At 69.0% G+C, this 17,695-nt stretch carries 15 protein-coding genes; 9 read left to right on the top strand and 6 right to left on the bottom strand.

Going from position 1 to position 17,695, the window contains the following annotated elements:
* Positions 1-70: 70 nt before the first annotated feature.
* The 8 genes from GQ464_RS01285 to GQ464_RS01250 all read left to right on the top strand — a co-directional run bounded on the left by GQ464_RS01285 (position 71) and on the right by GQ464_RS01250 (position 8,234).
* Positions 71-745 (top strand): NADH-quinone oxidoreductase subunit NuoE family protein, encoded by a 675-nt coding sequence (locus tag GQ464_RS01285; protein ID WP_166977574.1) that lies wholly within the window; start codon positions 71-73, stop codon positions 743-745.
* A 6-nt stretch (positions 746-751) separates the two neighbouring features.
* A complete protein-coding gene (locus GQ464_RS01280; protein WP_166977572.1) occupies positions 752-901 on the top strand; it encodes a hypothetical protein in 150 nt (49 codons plus the stop codon).
* Positions 902-1,029: 128 nt separating this feature from the next.
* Positions 1,030-1,533 (top strand): Uma2 family endonuclease, encoded by a 504-nt coding sequence (locus GQ464_RS01275; RefSeq protein WP_272493488.1) that lies wholly within the window; start codon positions 1,030-1,032, stop codon positions 1,531-1,533.
* A 31-nt stretch (positions 1,534-1,564) separates the two neighbouring features.
* Positions 1,565-2,890 carry an NADH-quinone oxidoreductase subunit NuoF gene (nuoF, locus tag GQ464_RS01270; protein ID WP_166977568.1) on the top strand — a complete coding sequence of 442 codons (1,326 nt, stop codon included), beginning with the start codon at positions 1,565-1,567 and terminating at the stop codon, positions 2,888-2,890.
* Between the two features lie 19 nt (positions 2,891-2,909).
* Positions 2,910-3,428: a DUF4920 domain-containing protein gene (locus GQ464_RS01265; protein WP_166977566.1), complete on the top strand. Its 519-nt coding sequence runs from the start codon at positions 2,910-2,912 to the stop codon at positions 3,426-3,428.
* 38 nt (positions 3,429-3,466) lie between these two features.
* Positions 3,467-5,185, top strand: coding sequence for an NADH-quinone oxidoreductase subunit G (locus tag GQ464_RS01260; protein ID WP_166977564.1), 1,719 nt, complete (start codon positions 3,467-3,469; stop codon positions 5,183-5,185).
* A 31-nt stretch (positions 5,186-5,216) separates the two neighbouring features.
* Complete coding sequence (locus tag GQ464_RS01255; protein ID WP_166977562.1) at positions 5,217-7,121, top strand: GWxTD domain-containing protein; 1,905 nt, start codon at positions 5,217-5,219, stop codon at positions 7,119-7,121.
* Positions 7,122-7,166: 45 nt separating this feature from the next.
* Positions 7,167-8,234, top strand: coding sequence for a dipeptidase (locus GQ464_RS01250; RefSeq protein ID WP_166977560.1), 1,068 nt, complete (start codon positions 7,167-7,169; stop codon positions 8,232-8,234).
* Positions 8,235-8,279: 45 nt separating this feature from the next.
* On the opposite strand, the gene GQ464_RS01245 is transcribed toward GQ464_RS01250, so the two are convergent.
* The 5 genes from GQ464_RS01245 to GQ464_RS01225 form a co-directional block, all read right to left on the bottom strand.
* Positions 8,280-9,089 carry an MTAP family purine nucleoside phosphorylase gene (locus GQ464_RS01245; protein WP_166977558.1) on the bottom strand — a complete coding sequence of 270 codons (810 nt, stop codon included), beginning with the start codon at positions 9,087-9,089 and terminating at the stop codon, positions 8,280-8,282.
* A 51-nt stretch (positions 9,090-9,140) separates the two neighbouring features.
* Entirely contained in the window at positions 9,141-9,902 is a 762-nt protein-coding gene (locus GQ464_RS01240; protein WP_166977556.1) for an ABC transporter ATP-binding protein, read from the bottom strand.
* Between the two features lie 199 nt (positions 9,903-10,101).
* A complete protein-coding gene (locus GQ464_RS01235; protein ID WP_228350492.1) occupies positions 10,102-10,911 on the bottom strand; it encodes an ABC transporter permease in 810 nt (269 codons plus the stop codon).
* Positions 10,908-11,786, bottom strand: a complete 879-nt coding sequence (locus tag GQ464_RS01230) for an ABC transporter permease subunit (protein WP_166977554.1) — start codon at positions 11,784-11,786, stop codon at positions 10,908-10,910. The genes GQ464_RS01235 and GQ464_RS01230 overlap by 4 nt, the downstream gene beginning before the upstream one ends.
* 53 nt (positions 11,787-11,839) lie before the next feature.
* Positions 11,840-13,147 (bottom strand): ABC transporter substrate-binding protein, encoded by a 1,308-nt coding sequence (locus GQ464_RS01225; protein ID WP_166977553.1) that lies wholly within the window; start codon positions 13,145-13,147, stop codon positions 11,840-11,842.
* Here GQ464_RS01225 and GQ464_RS01220 point away from each other — a divergent pair, their 5' ends adjacent.
* On the top strand, positions 13,148-13,621 hold the full coding sequence (locus tag GQ464_RS01220) for a hypothetical protein (protein ID WP_166977551.1): 474 nt from the start codon (positions 13,148-13,150) through the stop codon (positions 13,619-13,621). It abuts the gene before it with no gap.
* On the opposite strand, the gene GQ464_RS01215 is transcribed toward GQ464_RS01220, so the two are convergent.
* Positions 13,596-17,510, bottom strand: a complete 3,915-nt coding sequence (locus GQ464_RS01215) for a GAF domain-containing protein (protein WP_228350491.1) — start codon at positions 17,508-17,510, stop codon at positions 13,596-13,598. The two genes, GQ464_RS01220 and GQ464_RS01215, sit on opposite strands and share 26 nt — an antisense overlap.
* Positions 17,511-17,695: the final 185 nt, after the last annotated feature.

Raw genomic sequence — 17,695 nt, 5'->3', positions numbered from 1 at the left:
GGTGTGCACGTGGGGAAGCTCGGCGCGCAGACGGCCGGGTTTCCTTCCACCCACACGTCGACACGGAGACATGGCTGATTTCATCAAACACCCGGTGGTGCCCCTGCCGGAACGCGATCCAGAGCCGGTGTTCTCGACGGAGGAGCTGGTCTTCACCGACGAGGAGAAGCGCCAGATCGAAGCCTACGTGGCGCGCTATCCCACGGCCGACGGCGCGGTGATGCGCACGCTGTGGCTGGCCCAGGAGAAGTTCGGCTTCCTGCCGCCGGAGGTCATCCGTCTCGTGGCGGATACGCTCGGCCTGCCCTATGCGCAGGTCTACGGCGTGGCGACCTTCTACACGCAGTACTACAAGAAAAAGATGGGCAAGTACGTGCTCGACGTGTGCACGTGCTTCTCCTGCCAGGTCTGTGGCGGCTACGACGTGCTGCACTACCTGGAAGAAAAGCTGGGCATCAAGAAGGGGGAGACGACCGAGGACGGGCTCTTCACGATCCAGGAGGTCGAGTGCCTGGGCGCCTGCGGTTCGGCGCCGGTGCTCCAGGTGACGAACGGGCCGTACGTCTTCAACCTGACCGAGGAGAAGATCGACCGGCTCCTCGAGGACCTGCGGGCGGGGAAGATGCCGGCCTTCACGTCGGTGACGCTCCCGCAGGACGAGGACGAGATGGGCGGCAACCGCCGCACCGACGCGCCGCAGACGGCCACGTACGTGACCCCGCCCGTCTCGAAGACGCTCGAATAAGCCCGCATGGTGCGTGCGCTCCACCATACCGCCGAACGCCGTGCGCGCGAGGCCATCGCACGGGCCGGGCAGGCCGCCCCGGCCGAGGGGCCTGTCGCACCGGCGGTGCTGGCGGGCCCGGGCGAGGAGCCGGGCGAAGGGGGGCATCGCGTGTGAACCCACCTGTGCAGAGAACATCCATGGGCGTTGCCGGCGGAAACATACCATCGAGGGCGAAGCGAGCGGCGGGCGGCGATGGTCCGTCCGTCCGCCCCCACCGGTGGACCCGGGCGGCCTACGACCGCATGATCGAAGCGGGGGTGTTCCGGCCGGAGGACCGCGTCCAGTTGATCGATGGAGACATCATCGAGATGAGTCCACAGGGAAGCCGTCACGCTACGGCGATTCGCCTGGTTGAGAATGCCCTGCGTTCCGTTTTTACGGAAGGATACGACGTGCGCTCGCAGTTGCCGCTGGCGCTCGACGCGTTCAGCGAGCCCGAGCCGGACGTCGCCGTGGTGCCGGGTGGGCCGCGCGACTACGTGGAGGCCCACCCCGAGCGCGCCCTGCTCGTGGTGGAAGTGGCCGACACGTCGCTCGAGCTCGACCGGGGGCGCAAGCTGGCGGTGTATGCCCGCGCCGGCATCCCCGAGTACTGGATCGTCAACCTGAGCGAGGGGACGCTCGAAGTCTACCGCGAGCCTTCGGGCGATACGTACCGCACCAAGAGCACGCTGGGGCCCGGCGAGGCCGTGGCGCCCGCGTTCCGACCCGAGGCCGCCTTGCCCGTGGCCGACCTGCTGCCCTGATCGTGAACGATTGTTAGCCGTATACAGCCTCATGGAAGCAAACTCCAGCAAAACGAAAGCGGGCGACTGGCGCAACTACCGGCGCGTGCTCCTGCCGCCGATCAAAGACCTCCACCGCCTGGAGGTCTACGAACAGCACGACGGCTACAAGGCGCTGCGCGAGGCGCTCACGACGGACAAGTGGACGCCGCAGACGATCATCGAAGAGGTCAAGGAAAGCGGCCTGCGCGGGCGTGGAGGCGCGGGTTTCCCCACCGGCCTCAAGTGGAGCTTCATGCCACCGGTCGATCCCAACGTCCCGCGCTTCCTCTGCTGCAACGGCGACGAGAGCGAGCCCGGCACCTTCAAGGACCGGCAGCTCATGGAGTACAACCCCCACCTCGTCTTCGAGGGGATGCTCCTGGCCTGCTATGCCATCTCGGCCAGGGCCGCCTACCTCTACGTCCGCGGCGAGTACGCCGACTGGATCAGCCACATGGAACGGGAGCTGGAGAAAGCCTACGCGAAGGGCTACGTCGGCAAGAACATCATGGGGTCCGACTTCTCCTGCGACATCGTCATCCACAAGGGCGCCGGGGCGTACATCTGCGGCGAGGAGTCGAGCCTGATGGAGAGCCTGGAGGGCAAGCGGGCCTACCCGCGCATCAAGCCGCCCTTCCCGGCGCAGCGCGGCATCTGGGGCTACCCGACCACCATCAACAACGTCGAGACGCTGGCGTGCGTGCCGCTCATCCTCAACCGGGGCGGTGCGTGGTACGCGAAGATCGGCGCGGAGAAGCACCCGGGGCCGGTGCTCTACGGCATCTCGGGCCACGTCAACCGGCCGGGCGTCTACGAGTACCCGACGGGGATGCTCATCACCGACCTGATCCAGGAGGTGGCCGGCGGCATCCGCGGCGGCAAGAAGCTCAAGGCCGTCATCCCCGGCGGCAGCTCCACGCCACCGCTGCGGGCCGACATGATCGACGGCGTAACGATGGACGCCGAGTCGCTCCGCGAGGCCGGCTCGATGATGGGCACGGCCGGCCTGCTCGTCCTGGACGAGGACACGGACATGGTGTCCTGGCTCCGCCGCGTGACGCACTTCTACGCCCACGAGAGCTGCGGGCAGTGCACCCCCTGCCGCGAGGGGACGGGCTGGCTGGAGAACATCGTCACCCGCATCGACGAGGGCGAGGGCAACCTGCGCGACCTGGACCTGCTGCTGGACCTGTGCACGCAGATGGAGGGGCGCACCATCTGCGCCCTGGCCGACGCCGCCGCCTGGCCCGTGCGCTACACCGTCAACCGCTTCCGTGAAGAGTTCGAAGCCAAGTGCCGCCCGAGCCTGGTGCCCGCCGGCGGCGTGCCGGCCTGATGTTAAACCGGAGGAAGCCATGCGTACGATCCTGCCGATCTTACTGCTCGTGTGCCTTGCCGCCTGCGGCGCCGAGAAGCCGGCCGGGGTAGACCCCCTGGCGGGTTATGCGGTCTATGGTGAGGCTTTTCAGCCCGAGGATGCCGTGCCCGTCGAGGCCGTGCTGGCCGAGCGGGCCCACTATGCCGGTCGGGCGGTCAAGGTGGAGGGCCGCGTGGCCGAGGTCTGCCGGGCCGCCGGCTGCTGGCTGACGCTCCAGGCCGAGGGCGAGAACATCCGCATCCACGTGCCGCGGGACGAAGCCGGGGCGTACGTCTTCACCGTCCCGACCGACCTGAGCGGGAAGCGGGTCGTCGTCTACGGCGAACTGGCCGCGCACGAGGTCACGAAGGCGATGCACGACCATTACGAGGAGGATGCCGGTCACGCCCCGCAAGAAGGCGAGGAGCACGACGCCGGCGCAGCGCCGCACACGGAGCTGCAGATGATCGCCCGCGGGGTGCTGGTGGAAAAGGAAGCGGCGGCGAGCGACGCCTGAGACGACGTCTCGCTCCCTCACGACCAAGTAGACATGCCATGCCGAAAGTCACGATAGACGACCAGGTTTTCGAGTTCGAAGGGCGCCCGAAGGTGCTCCAGTTCTGTCTGGATCACGGCATCGAACTGCCGCACTTCTGCTACCACCCGGCCATGTCCATCCCGGCCAACTGCCGGCAGTGCCTGGTCGAGGTCGGCACGCCGGTGATCGACCGGGAGACCGGGCAGCCGAAGCTGGACAAGGACGGCCATCCGGTGATCCAGTTCATGCCCAAGCTGATGACGAGCTGCTCGCAGGACATCACCGACGGCATGGTCATCCGCACGCACCGCACCAGCGAGAAGGTGGCCCGGGCACAGGAGGACACGCTCGAGTTCCTGCTCATCAACCACCCGCTGGACTGTCCCATCTGCGACCAGGCCGGGCACTGCCCGCTCCAGATTCAGGCCTACAAGTACGGCCCCGAAGGCTCGCGCTTCGAGTTCCGCAAGGTGCACAAGCCGAAGCACGTGCCGCTGGGCCCCCGCGTCATGCTCGACGCCGAACGGTGCATCAACTGCACACGGTGCACCCGCTTCACGGACGAGATCTCGAAGAGCCACCAGCTCACCATCATCGAGCGCGGCGTGCGCAACTACCCCATGACCCCGCCCGGGGTGGTCTTCGACGAGCCGTACTCGATGAACGTGATCGACCTGTGCCCGGTCGGCGCCCTCACCTCCATCGACTTCCGGTTCAAGGCACGGATCTGGGAGATGAGCAGCGCCCCCTCGATCACGACGACGAACGCCAAGGGGTCGAACTGCTACTACTGGGTGCGGGACAACCTGGTCCTCCGCGTCACCGCGCGGGAGAACATGGCCGTCAACGAATACTGGCTGCCCGACGAGGACCGGCTCGACTACCGCAAGTTCAATGAGAACCGCCCCGAGGGGCCGGCCGTCGACGGGGCGCCGGCCTCCTGGGAAGCCGCCTACGACCGCGCCGCCGAGCTGCTGCGCGGCATCGACGGCCGGGGCATCCTGTTCCTCGGCTCGGCCTATGCCACCGTGGAGGACAACTACCTGCTCTCGAAGCTGGCCGAAGCCCGTGGCGCGGATGCGCCGGTCTACATCCCCCACATCGAACCCGGCCACGGCGACGGCTGGCTGCGGACGGACGACCGCACGCCGAACGCCCAGGGCTGCGAGCGCCTGGGCATCCGGCCCGTCGATGAGGCGGCCGTCCGTGCGAAGATGGAGGCCGGCGAGATCCGGGCCGTCTATGTGCTCGAGGACGACCCCGTGGCCGCCGGGCTGTTCTCCGCCGCCGAGCTGGCTGGCATCCCGGTCATCCTGCACCATTATCACACCACGAACCAGACCCTGCCCGTGGCCGATGTGGCGCTGCCGGCGGCGATGGTCGTCGAGACGGTGGGCACGTACGTCAACTGCGACGGGCATGCGCAGCGTGTGCGCCCCGCCAAGGCCATCCGCAGCGTGCACCGGTGGCTGATGAAGGAACTGAAGCTGGGCCGTCCGGACCGCCACGGCACGCCGTTCGACCGGTGGTACAACGAGGGTAACCAGGTCGACTGCCAGCCCGGGTGGGTGAGCCTGCCCGAGGTGGCCGCCCGCCTGGGCGTCGAGATGAAGTACCGCGGGCCGAAGCAGATCATGGCGGAGGTGGCCGCGACGAACCCGGCCTTTGCCGGCGCCACCTATGAGGCCATGGGCCTGCTGGGCGTTCGTCTCGAAGCCGTCGGCGAGGCGGTCTGAAGCCGGGCCGGCCGGCGGCGGGTCTTTCCCGATGGAACCAACCGCTGACAGGCCGCCGAACCGGTGGCGCCTGGTGTTGCTGGCCGGGCTGCTGCTGGCCGGTGCGGCCGGGGCGCAGCCGGGGCAGCCGGAAGAGGTGCGGCTGCTCGCCGCCGAGCTGGCACGTTACCGCGCCGATCCGGGGCATGCCCCACGCCATGAACGCCTGGCCACGCACCGGCTCCTTGCCGAAAGGCTCCTGGCGCTCGACCCCGGCCATCCGCTGGCCCTGGCGGAGAGGGCCCGCCTCGCACTGGACGAACTCCAGTGGAACGTCTACCGCACCCGCCGCCATCACACCCGCTACTTCGCCCGCCGGGCAGAGGAGGCCGCCGCAGCCGCCCGGCAGTACCTCGAGCGGCTCCTGCACGCCGCGCCGGCAGCCGCCGAGACCTATGCCGTGGCGATGCGGTTCTTCGCCTATACCGGGCGGCTCGACGAGGCCGAACCGTTCCTCGAGGTGATGCGCCGCCATCGCCCCGACGATCCGGCGACCTGGCTGTACCTCGGCCTGGTGGCCCATGCACAGGGCCGCGCCGGAGAGGCCGCCACCCGTTTTGAAGGGGCCCTGGCCCGTATGCGACCCGGCATGCGGGATGCCTTCGACGATCTCGGGTACTTCCTGCCGGACGGGGCACCGCCGCGGGATACTGCCGCGTTCTGGACCACCCGCGATCCCCTGCTGCTCACCCCGGCCAACGAACGCCGCAACGCACACTATGCCCGGCGGGTCCTGGCCGACCTGCTCTTCGGCGATCCGGACCGCGGGCGACCCGGGTGGCAAACCGTCCCCGGCGATCTCGTGGTGCGATACGGGTTGCCCCGGGACCCCATGCTCGCCACCTCCCCCTACGGCGCCGTCCTCGGGGAAGCAGCGGGAGCCGGCAAGGTGTGGATCTACCCGGCACCTACGCGCGGGGACGTCGTCACGTTCTACCTCGAAGATCCTTTTCGAAACGGGGATTTACGCTTCTATACGCCGCCGGCCACCGCGGGGGGGGCCGATCCCGAACTCGAAGCGCGGGCCGTCCTCCGAAGGACACCGGAGCGATACGTCTACGAGGGGCCCGGCCGCCGCGTCCGCCTGCCGCACGTCGCCGCCGTTTTCAAGGGGGAGGAGGGACGAACCGAGGTGTGCACCGCCTTTGCCCACCCGGCGGGGGAGGCCCTGCCGCCCCCCATCGAAACCGGGGCTTTCCTGCTCGACGCGTCCGGCGTCCGGGCCTCGGCGCGCCGGACGCGCATGCAGCCCGTACGGGAAGCCATGCGCCTTCGGGAGCCAGGGCGGGCGGCGTACTGCCTGGCGGTCCCGCCGGGGCACTATACGCTGGCGGTTGAGCTCGCGGCCGGGCCCGGCGTGGCGTACGGCGTCGAGCGCGTGGACCTCACGGTGCCGGACCTGTCCGGGCCCGGCCTGGCCACCGGCGACCTGCTCCTGGCCGACACGGTGGCAACGGCCACTCCCGAAGACGACGGCGAGGAACGTCCGGGATGGATCCGCCGGGGAGACCTGTACATCCGCCCCGTGCCGTGGGACACCCTCGCACCCGGGCAGCCGCTCTACCTGTACTTCGAAGTGTATGGCCTCTCGCCGGCTCCCGGCGGCACACGGTCCTACACGGTCGAGGCGGTACTGCTGCCCCGCGACCCGGCCGGTAGCGGCCGCGACCGGGGCGGGATCCGGAAGCCGTTCGACGAGGTGCCCGGCAAGGCGGCACGGGCGACGGTCGCCCTGCGTTTCGTCCAGACCGCCCCCGGCCCGGACGATGCGCTGGCCCTGCGCCTCGATCCCGGTCGCCCCGACCCCGGCCCGCACCTTCTCACCGTGCGGGTCACCGAGGCGGCAACCGGCGCGCGCCGGGTGTTGACCCGGGCCGTCACCTTCCCCGCCCGGTAGGGAGGGCTCCCCTTTTCTCCACAACCCTGTTTGCACGACGCTCCGATGGCACCCCGCGCTGATCTGCCCGTTCTCGACGGTCACAACGACACCCTGTTGCGCCTGCATGTGAACGGCCTGCCCGAACGGGCCTTCTTTCAGCCGGGCCGGGAGGGGCATCTGGATCTGCCCCGGGCACGGGCCGGTGGCCTCGGCGGTGGTTTTTTTGCCGTCTTCGTGCCGCCCCCGGAGCCCGGTGCGACCGGCTCGCGCCAGGCCGCGGCGACGCAGGACGGGTACGCCGTGCCCTATGCCCCGGCCATCGACCCCGGCTATGCCCTGCGGACGGCGATGGCCCTGACGGCCCGGCTCTTTCGGATCGAGGCCGCTTCGGAGGGACAGGTGCGGGTGGTGCGCTCGGCCGACGAACTCGCCGGCTGCCTGGCACGGGGCGTGTTCGCCATGATCCTGCACTTCGAAGGGGCGGAGGCCATCGACCCGGACCTCCATGCCCTGGAGGTGTTCTACCGGGCCGGGCTGCGGTCGCTCGGGATCGTGTGGAGCCGCCCCAACGCCTTCGGCTACGGGGTGCCCTTTCGCTTCCCGCACGCGCCGGACATCGGGCCGGGGTTGACGGAAGCCGGCCGGGCGCTCGTGCGGGCCTGCAACCGGCTGGGCATTCTCATCGACCTGGCCCACCTCAACGAGCGCGGCTTCTGGGACGTGGCCGCTCTCTCGGAGGCGCCGCTCGTCGTCACCCATGCCGCCGTGCACGCGCTGAGTCCCTCCAGCCGCAACCTCACCGACCGGCAACTCGACGCCATCGGCGCCTCCGGCGGGGTCGTCGGGCTCAACTTTTCCGTGTACGACCTGCGGGCGGACGGGCGCCGGGTGGAGGAAACGCCGCTCGAGGTCCTCGTGCGTCATATCGACTACATCCGGGACCGCATCGGCATCGACCACGTGGCCTTCGGCTCGGATTTCGACGGCACGGTCATCCCCCGCGCTCTGGGCGATGCCGCCGGGCTGCCCCGCCTCCTCGAGGCACTCCGGGCGGCCGGGTACGACGCGGCGGCCCTCCGCAAACTGGCGTACGAGAACTGGCTCCGGGTGCTCCGCGCCACCTGGAAATAGTCCGGGCAGCGGTGCTCCATACGCACCACGGCAGGGTGCGGCGGGTCAGGGAGCGCCGAAGCGGTAGAGGTGGTTGCCGAAGGGAACGGGCTTTCCATGCCGGAGGAAGGTGGTGACGACCCGTTCCATCGCCTGCCGGGCCGCCGCGAGCGAGGCCTCGACCGAGCCGGCGTCTTCGAGGTTTGGCACGTCCGGCACCGAGTATTTGTGCCCGGCCACGAGGCCGGCACAGGGGATGCCCAGCTCGTTGGCGAGCACCACCTCCGGTCCAAGCGTCATCGAGTTGACCTGGGCTCCGAGGCGGGCCCACAGGCGGTTCTCGGCGGGCGTCTTCGTGCGCGGCCCGCCGGCATAGGCGAAGACGACCGCGTCCGGGTGGATCGCCTCGCCCGTGTCTTCGGCCAGGCGGCGGAGCTGGCTGCCGAGGGCGGAGGAGAAGAGCCCTTCGCTGAGCACCAGATGGCCGTGCTCCGGCGAGGGGGTGGGGAACATGGTGCAGGTGCTGCCGTCCGGCAGGCGGTTCTCCGGCATGAGCAGGTCGCCGACGAGGAGCAGGCGGAACAGGGGCAGGGTGGGGTCGAGCACGCCGACGGAGCTGGTCACGACGAGGGCGCCGCAGTCTACGGCCCGCAGCGCGGCGGCCTGGGCGCGGTAGTTGATCTGGTTCGGCAGCAGGCGATGCGGCGTTCCGTGGCGGAAGAGCACATAGGCCGGTCGTTCGACGTGGTCCACGCGGTGGAGCGTCTGCCGGCCCCACGGCGTCCCGACATCGACCGGCCGGAGGGACAGGTCGCCGAGACGCCCGGCCCCGAAGGCACTCCCGAGGATGACGGCAACGGAAAGATCGGCGGACATACGAACACAGGGGATACGTCAGGCTGGGACCTCGAAACTACGCACCACGCGCTATGCGCTCCGGGCATCGTCGTCTCCCGGCTGTGGGATCGGGTTGCGGAGCGTCTCCCAGAAATCGATCTCGCGCTGCACCCCGGTCTCGGGGTCGTCGATGAACGCTTCTTTCGAGGGGTAGGTCTTCAGGCATCCTCGCCGCAGGCTTGCCATGCGGTCGCCCACGAGCAGGGCTTCCTTCAGGTCGTGCGTCACGAACAGCGAGGTGATGCGGTAGCGGCGCGCGAGGTGGCGGAAGAGGCGCTGCATGCTGGCCCGGATGTCGACGTCGAGGCTGGCGAACGGTTCATCGAGCAGGAGCAGCCGGGGGTTGACGATGATGGCCCGTCCGAAGGCGACACGCTGCCGTTGCCCGCCCGAAAGCTGGTGCGGCTTTTTGCGGGCATGGGCGGAGAGTTCGAGGCTGGCGAGCATCTCGTCGGTGCGCCGCCGGAGCATGGCCGCATCGACCCGGCGCAGCCGCAGGCCGAAGGCGATGTTCTCGAAGACGTCGAGGTGGGGGAAGAGCAGGGGCTCCTGGTAGAGGTAGACGATGCCGCGCCGCTGGGGCGGTACGCCGCCGAGGTCTTCACCGGCCAGCCGGATCGTGCCGGCATCCGGCGTCTCCAGCCCGGCAATGATCTTCAGCAGCGTGGTCTTGCCGCAGCCCGACGGTCCGAGGATGCTCAGCGTCTCGTGCGCCGCCACGCCGAAGCTGACCTCCCGCAGGACCCGCTCCGGGCCGAACGTCTTCACCAGATGCTGTACCTCGAGGAACATGCGGTGGCCGGTGTGGGATGGCTGGTCACAGGGGGAAATTAGGGGATTTCGGGTTGCAGGTTGCAAAGGGCCGGGGAAAATTTCTGGGCCGTGGCGATCGGGTTGGACGCATGACCCGGTGGGCAGCTTTCGAGGGTGAAAAGGGCGCCAGGCTTTCGGGTCAAGGTGGGAAGGTTTGCCGGGGACGGTTGACGCGGCGTTAAAACTCCCGCATCTCGTTGAAGACGAAGCGTTTGTTGATCCACAGCAGGAGGGCGGGGGGGAGGATCAGCAGGCAGGCCGCCATGGCCGCATAGTGCACGTTTGCCTCGTTGAGGTAAGCGTAGACCAGGAGGGGCAGCGTCTGCACCTTACCCGTCCCGATGAGCAACGTCAGGCCGTACTGGAACCAGGAGATCAGGAAGGTCTGGAAGAAGCAGACCAGGAGCGGGCCCCTGGAGACGGGCAGCAGCACCCGCCGGTAGGCATCGAGGCGGCTGCCGCCGAGGGTGAAGACCAGGTCTTCGAGCGCTTTGACTTCCGGGTTCCAGAAGGCACTGAAGAAGACGATGCCGAAGCCGTAGGCAAACATCGACTGGGCCAGGATGACGCCCGTCGTGCTGCCGGCCAGGCCGGCTTTCAGGTAAAGATACATCAGGCACGTTCCCAGAATCACCGGCGACATGATGAAGGGGATGTAGGCCAGAAAAAGCAGCGTTTGCCGGCGGGGATGATAGGCGATGTATTTGCCGGTGACGTAGCCGGCGGCCGTCGAGAGGGCGGCGACGGTCAGGGAGATCAGGCCGGAGAGGGCAAAGCCGGCGGCCAGGTTGCCGGTGCCGGAGAGGACGTCGTGCCAGCGGTCGGGTTGGAACCCGTCGGGCCACAGGGCGGGGAAGGGCCAGCGCCGTGCCAGCGAGAGCAGCAGGAGGTAGGCGAAGGGGAAGAGGCACGCGGCCCCCACCGCGAGCGCGGCCAGCCGGCGCAGCGGGGCCGTCTTCGTCCGGGGCTCCAGCGTGGCGGTGCTCATGGGGTCTCCCTCCCGCGCCGGAACACGGTGCCGTCACGCATACCCGCGATGAGGAGCAACAGCACGAGTGCCGTATAGAGCAGCGCGATGATGAACGCCTCGGGCTTTTCCGTGAGGTCGAACAGGGCATACTTGCGCATCGCCAGCACGGACACCATCTGCGGTGCCTGGCGGCCCAGCAGGAGCGGGATCTCGTAGGAGCCGAGGACGAAGATGAAGAGCAGGACGATGTTCGGGCGGGCGCGTGCGAGCAGGATCGGCACCGTGACCCGGTAAAGGCAGGCACGCCGGCCCGCGCCGAGGGTCCGGGCCAGGTCCGTCAGGGCGTCCAGCTTTTCGCTGTCGTACAGGTGGAGGAAAAGCAGGGTGAAGAACGGCACGGCCATGCCCACGTGCGCCGCGATGATGCCCACCCCGCCGGCATCGTTGACCAGCCCCGGCAGCTGCGACGCCTCCTCGAGCAGGCCGAGGGCGAGGAGCCAGCGGGCCAGGTAGCCGGTGCTGGAAAGGACTTGGTAGGTGAGGAAGGCCGTCACCGTGGCGGGGAGGGCCAGCGGCAGGTAGATCAGGTAGGCCAGCACCCCCCGGCGCAGCGGGCGACGCAGGTACAGCACCAGCAGGAGCGCTCCGCTGACACCCAGCACGACGGTGGCGGCGGCCACGTACAGGCTCAGCCCGAACGACGCCCAGATCTCGCCCTCCCGGAGCAGTTGCGCCCAGTGACGGCCCGTCGGTCCCTCGCTCAGCAGCCCCGTCAGCCCCACGCTGTAGGCGAAGGCATACCCCAGGCTGAACCCGATCGGCAGCAGCGCGATCAGGATGAAGAGCGCCAGTCCCAGCGCGCCCGGACGGTCGTTGTGGCCCGTGCGAAACAAGGGTTGTTTGGAGCGGGTTGCGTTTCGAAAACCGTTTCCGGCCTGCGAGGCGTTCAGCGCCCGATGACCTCGCGGCGGAAGTCGTCATAGAGGCGGATCATGTAGGTGGCATCCGGTTCCTGGAGGGCCCGGTCCCGGATCGCGGCCCGGTCGGGGGCGAAGCGGCGTCCGGAGACGTTGCGGAAGCGCTCCTGCCAGGCGGGAGGCAGCCGGTCGAGGTCGAGGACCGTGCCGTCGCCCCAGACCTGCGGGTCGAGCTTTTTGAGCTGGGCCTCGGGCGAGATCAGGAAGTTGCACACCACGAGGGCGCCGGCCTTGTGCGGAGCCGTCTTCACGATGCCCAGGTAGTGCGTGTTCCGGATGGTGCCGCCGTCGAGCACGTAGGCACGTGCCGTCTCCGGGAAAAGCCCCTGGAGCACTTTGTTATCCACTTCGCCGTCGTTGTTACTCATCGTGAAGTCGATCTCCCCGGCGGCGAAGAGCTGGTGGAGCTGGGTGACGCTGGCGGGGAACGTTTCACCGCGTTTCCAGAGATAAGGTTTGATCTCGTTGAGAAAGCGCCAGAGGCGGGGTGCGTGGCGGGCGTACGTTTCGGGGTCGAAGGGGCCGGAGAGGCGGCCGGGGCCGCCGGCGAAGTGGATGAGGAGGGTTTTCAGGAAGGTCATGCCGGTGAAGGAGGTATCGAAGGTGAAGCGGCCGGGGTGGGCCTTCACCCAGGCGGCCAGCGCCTCCGGCGTGCGGGGCGGGTCGCTCACGCGGGCGCTGTCGTAGATGAGGATCCACTGCACGTTGCCCCACGGCATCTCGTAGCCGTCGACCGGTTGCTGGAAGTCGATGCCGATGAATGGATCGTCGAAGTCGATGTAGCGGGCGTTCGGGAGCCGCTCGGTGAAGGGGCCGTAGAGCGCGTCGATCTGGCGGAGCTGGTAGAACGTCTCGCCGTTGATCCACATCATGTCGAACGCACTCTCGGTTTTGCCCGCCTCGCGCTCCGTCATGAGCATCGAGACGATCTGGTTGCCCTGCCCCGGGACGATGTTGAGCGTGATGCCATGGCGCTCCCGGAGCGTGGGGATCACGTAGGTGCGCATGTAGGCGTTGATGTACGGGTCGCCCGTCCACATGAGCAGGTCGACCGTTTGCCCGCGGGCCAGGCGCTCGATCTCCTCCCACGACGCACGGGCCAGGTCGGGCTCGGGGGCGGGGGCACGCCCGCACCCGGCCAGGAAGACGACCAGCAGGACGAACGGGATCCGGGAGCAGCCGGCGGAAAAGGGCAACTTCGGGCGCGGTGGCTCGTTGTAGGCAGGGAGGTCTTGGTCCGGCGGATGGCCGGTCGGGCTGGTCGAGGGAACAGGCATATGATCGATCGTCTTCGAAACTGGCGGGAGCGGCGGCTGGTGCGGCGGGTGACGCCGGCGGCGGCGCGGGAGCGGGCTGCCCGGGGAGCCGCCTACCTGGACGCCGTCGATCCCGGCTGGTACCGTCGCCTGGAACCGGACACGCTGGCCCTGGCCGACGGGTCGTGCTGTGTGCTCGGGCAGTTGCACGGCGAGTTTCGCCGGGGGCTCGTCCGGGCCGGCCTGCTCGATCTGAGCAGTGCGCCCCGGGCCAACCTCTCCCCCGTACGCTTCGGCTTTCACTGTGTGCCGTTCGGCGACGAAGCGTTGCGGGCGCGGGACTATGCCTACCTTGACCGGGCCTGGCGGGAAGAGATCCGGCGCCGGCGGCAGGCCGGCGAGGGGGCGCCTCCGGCATCCGCAGGGGACGCACCGGACGGGGATACCGTTCCGGAGGAAGACGTCGCGCTCAGACCCGTTCCAGCGCCGCCTTGATGTGCTCGTATTGCTTTTCGAGCCGGGCGATGCGCGCGTCCGCCCCTTCCAGGGAGCCGGCTTCGGCGAGTTGTTCCAGCTCGTTGCACAGGGTGGAGAACGTGACGGCGCCGAACAGGGCACTGCTCGACTTCATCGTGTGTGCGGTCCGGTGCAGGGTCGGAAGGTCTTTTTCGAGGTAGGCCCGTCGTAGCTCGTCGAGGAGGCGCCGGGTGTCTTGCAGGAAATCCCGGATCAGGCTGCGCAGGAAGTCGGGGTCGTCGTCCTCGCCCAGCATGTTGCGCAGCTCTTCGAGGACGGCCCCGTCGAGGAGGGCTTCCGCCATGTCGCGGTCGGGGGGCGGCGCCGTGACGCTGGGCGGTGCCGGGCGGGTCGCAGCCTGTTTCAGTGCATGGCGGAGGGTTTCCAGGCGGAAGGGTTTGGAGATGTAGTCGTCCATGCCGGCCTCCAGGCAGCGCTCGCGGTCGCTTTGCAGGGCGTTGGCCGTCAGGGCGATGATGCGAGGCTGGCGGTCGGGTGCATACCGGCGACGGATCTCCCGGGTGGCATCGAGGCCGTCCATCTCCGGCATCTGCAGGTCCATGAGGATGACGTCGAAGGCATCGTTTTCGAGTGCCTCGACGGCTTCCCGGCCGTTGGCGGCCACGCGGGCGTCGTGTCCCAGCTGCTGGAGCATCCGGAGGGCCACCTGCTGGTTGACGGGGTTGTCTTCGGCCAGCAGGATGCGCAGCGTGCGCCCGGAGGCCGGCCGGTCCGCCGGGGCGTCGGAGGGCGTTTCGCAGGCTTCCTCCGGCCGGAAAGCGCGGTAGAGCAGGTCGAGCAGGTGGTCCCGGTGCACGGGCTTGCTGAGCACGACGGTGGAGGGGGGCAGGTCGGAGGGCATGCGCCGGCCGACCGGATGCAGCAGGCCGGTGGGGCGCTCGCCGGCCTCGTGCAGCAGGTCGTACAGCTCGGGAAGGGAGGAGTCCACCAGCAGCAGGTCGGCACCGGCCAGGTGCGGCCGGGCTTCCTGCGCCGTGGCGGCGGTTTGCACCCGCAGGTTGAAGGCTTCGAGGTGGCGGGCCAGCATCTGCCGCGTGGCCTCGTGGGCTTCGACGACGAGCGCGTGCCGCCCCTCGAAAGAAGGCGTGGGAGGTTCGGTGTCGCCGGCCGGGTGCAGTTGCACGGTGACGTGAAACGTCGAGCCTTCTCCGACCCGGCTCTCGGCCCGGATGGTGCCGCCCATCATCCGGCTCAGGCGGCGTGAGATGGCCAGCCCCAGCCCCGTGCCGCCGTACCGCCGGGTGGTGGTGCTGTCCGCCTGGGTGAACGTTTCGAAGATCTGCTCCAGCCGGTCCGCGGGGATGCCGATGCCCGTGTCGCGCACGGCGAAATGCAGCCTGACGGTGCCCTCGTCTTCCCGGGTTGCCGCCACGGACAGCACCACCTCGCCTTCTTCGGTGAACTTGACGGCGTTGCCGAGCAGGTTGACCAGGATCTGGCGGAGCCGCGTCAGGTCGCCCAGGAGCCGGGCCGGCACGTCGGGTGCCACCTCGGCCGCCAGGGCCACCCCTTTCTCGGCAGCGCGGAGGGCGATCACGTCCAGGGCGCCTTCGATCAGGTCCCAGAGGGCAAACGGCGCCTGTTCCAGTTCCAGCCGGCCGGCCTCGATCTTGGAAAGGTCGAGGATGTCGTTGATGAGGTTCAGCAGGGCCTCGCCGCTGGCGTGGATCGTGTCGACGTACTGGCGCTGTTCGTCCGTCAGGGGCGTCTCGCGCAGCAACTCGATCATGCCGATGACGCCGTTGAGGGGGGTGCGGATCTCGTGGCTCATGTTGGCCAGGAAGTCGCTCTTGGCGCGGGTGGTCTCCTCGGCATGGTGCCGTGCCTCTTCCAGCTGGGCCACCATCGTGGCCAGGTCCGCGGCCTGCTGTTCCAGCGTTTGCTTGGCGGCCTCGAGGTCTTCCGTGTAGCGTTTGAGGTCTTCCTGTACCTGTTGCTGGTCCTGTTCCTTCTGGGCCAGGGTCAGGTAGCGGCCCAGGCTTTCGGCCATCAGTTCGATGAGCTCGATGTCGTGGGCGGCGAACGGGTGGGAGCGCGGCCGGGGATCCACGAAGTTGAGCGTGCCGAAGAGGGTTCCTTCCACCAGCACGGGCGTGCCGATGTACGACTCCAGCCCCGTTTCCCGGTAGAGGCGGGTAGCGGCCAGCGCCGGATCCTGCCCCACCTGTGCGCAGGCACGGGTTTGCCGGTGTTCGACCACCTCCCGGCAGAACGTCTCGTCGAGCGGCAGCGACGGCGGGTCGTCGCCGAACGGCGCCGGGTCGCTGGCTGCCAGCACGGTGAGCGTGTCTTCGCTGAGGTAGGTGACGTATCCCTGTTGCATGCCGAAGAGCCGGCAGCCGGTCTCCAGGAAGGCGTTGAGCAGGGCGGAGAGGTCCGGATAGACGGACGTGTTGAGGTGGTGGAGCTGTTTCAGCCGGTTGGAGAAGGTTGCCAGCTCTTCGGCGTGGCGGACGTGCCGCCGGAACAGCCGGGCGTTCTCGATGGCGATGGAGGCCTGCCCGGCGACGGCGACCATCAGGGCCACGTCGAGGGAGGTGAAGTCCGGCCCGTTCAGGCCGTTGGCGGCTACGAGCAGGCCCGCGGGCCGGTCCTTGAACTGCAGGGGGACGGCGATGAGGGCGCCGCAGTCCAGCGCCCGGCGCGTGGCCGGATCCAGGTGGCCGGTCGGGTCGGGTGCTTCCCGGGCCAGCAGGAGCGGTTGCCGGGCTTGCAGCATGTGCCGGTTCAGCCGCCACACCAGGTCCCTGAAGCCGTCGGAGAGGGGCGTGGAGGCCCCGGTGCTGATGAACGGTTCGGCCTCGGTGTCCTCTTCGTTCAGCAGAAGGAGGGCCACCCGTTCGGCCGAGAGCGTCCGGGTGAGGCCGTCGGTGATGGCCTGCAGGGCTTCCGCCAGGTTGTTGACGTGGAGCAGGGCGCGGCTGAGCCGGTAGAGCTCCTCCATGCGGGCGAGCGACCGCCGGGTTTCCTCCAGCAGGTGGGCCCGCTCGCGCTCGACCTGGCGTATCTTCGTCAGATCCCGAAAACCGGTGATGCGGGCGGGGCGGCCACGGTGCAGGGTGTTCTTTCCGATGGCCTCGAGCGGGAAGGTTTCGCCGCTGCGTTTTCGCCCGGTGTATTCCTGGGGCGCTTCGGTTTGCTGCCGGATGTTGCGATAGACCCGCTCATGGTCGCAGGGGGCGAGCAGGTCGCGTGCGGTCAGGCCGATCATGTCTTCGGCCCGGTCGTAGCCGAAGAGGTCGGCCAGGGCCTGGTTCGCTTCTACGATGACCCCGTCCACGTTGACGGCGATGCCCTCGAAAGAGGCTTCGACGAGGGTGCGGAAGCGGGCCTCGCTCTCGCGGAGCGCCGCTTCGGTTTCGGCCCGGTGGGCCCGCATGCGGGCATCGTGAAGGGCCAGTGCCAGGAACGACGCGGCCTCCCGGAACAACGCGACGGTGTCGTCCGGCCAGGCGCGGGGCGTGTCCGTTCCGATGCACAACAGGCCGACCGGATCGCCGCCGTGGTGCAGCGGTGCATAGATCGCCGCGCGGGTTTTCAGCGCGGTGATCGGGCCGGTCAGGGGGGCCAGGCGTTCGTCCTTCTCCACGTCGGCAAGGCATATCGGCTCGTCCTGGCGAAGGGCCTGGAGGAAACGGGGCGCGGTCGTCAGGTCGAGCTCGCACCCGGCCAGCGAAGGCATCCGGTCCGGTGCCCGGTCGTATTCGACGTGCAGGCGACCGGCTTCGTCGAGGGTGGAAAAAGCGACGCGGCAGTCGGGGAGGTGCCGGGCAATCAGGTCCACGGCCAGCCGGACGATCTCGCCGGGGGAGCGGTTGGCGGTGATGGCACGCGCGATCTGCTGCATCAGGTGCAGCCGGAGGTCCGTGGTGCCGGTCGCCGGGCGGGAAGGGGCTTCGGCAGGCGACGGACGCGCGGTGTGCCGGGTGGGGGAGGAGAAAGTCGCCGGGGGTTCCGGTGTATCCCGTTGTACCATGGGTGAACACGTTGGCCGGAGACGGCCCAGTCACAGGGGTGTTCGGGTCGAATCAG

Origin of the sequence: Rhodocaloribacter litoris, from assembly GCF_011682235.2 — a bacterium.
GTDB classification, from domain to species: domain Bacteria; phylum Bacteroidota; class Rhodothermia; order Rhodothermales; family ISCAR-4553; genus Rhodocaloribacter; species Rhodocaloribacter litoris.
Note: the sequence above shows the minus strand (reverse complement) of the source record. Positions and strands in the feature narration are given on the sequence as shown.

Coding starts and splice junctions, on each gene's coding strand:
- GQ464_RS01285 (WP_166977574.1), top strand. CDS start 71: ATGGCTGATTTCATCAAACACCCGGTGGTGCCCCTGCCGGAACGCGAT.
- GQ464_RS01280 (WP_166977572.1), top strand. CDS start 752: ATGGTGCGTGCGCTCCACCATACCGCCGAACGCCGTGCGCGCGAGGCC.
- GQ464_RS01275 (WP_272493488.1), top strand. CDS start 1,030: ATGATCGAAGCGGGGGTGTTCCGGCCGGAGGACCGCGTCCAGTTGATC.
- nuoF (WP_166977568.1), top strand. CDS start 1,565: ATGGAAGCAAACTCCAGCAAAACGAAAGCGGGCGACTGGCGCAACTAC.
- GQ464_RS01265 (WP_166977566.1), top strand. CDS start 2,910: ATGCGTACGATCCTGCCGATCTTACTGCTCGTGTGCCTTGCCGCCTGC.
- GQ464_RS01260 (WP_166977564.1), top strand. CDS start 3,467: ATGCCGAAAGTCACGATAGACGACCAGGTTTTCGAGTTCGAAGGGCGC.
- GQ464_RS01255 (WP_166977562.1), top strand. CDS start 5,217: ATGGAACCAACCGCTGACAGGCCGCCGAACCGGTGGCGCCTGGTGTTG.
- GQ464_RS01250 (WP_166977560.1), top strand. CDS start 7,167: ATGGCACCCCGCGCTGATCTGCCCGTTCTCGACGGTCACAACGACACC.
- GQ464_RS01245 (WP_166977558.1), bottom strand. CDS start 9,089: ATGTCCGCCGATCTTTCCGTTGCCGTCATCCTCGGGAGTGCCTTCGGG.
- GQ464_RS01240 (WP_166977556.1), bottom strand. CDS start 9,902: ATGTTCCTCGAGGTACAGCATCTGGTGAAGACGTTCGGCCCGGAGCGG.
- GQ464_RS01235 (WP_228350492.1), bottom strand. CDS start 10,911: ATGAGCACCGCCACGCTGGAGCCCCGGACGAAGACGGCCCCGCTGCGC.
- GQ464_RS01225 (WP_166977553.1), bottom strand. CDS start 13,147: ATGCCTGTTCCCTCGACCAGCCCGACCGGCCATCCGCCGGACCAAGAC.
- GQ464_RS01220 (WP_166977551.1), top strand. CDS start 13,148: ATGATCGATCGTCTTCGAAACTGGCGGGAGCGGCGGCTGGTGCGGCGG.
- GQ464_RS01215 (WP_228350491.1), bottom strand. CDS start 17,510: ATGCAGCAGATCGCGCGTGCCATCACCGCCAACCGCTCCCCCGGCGAG.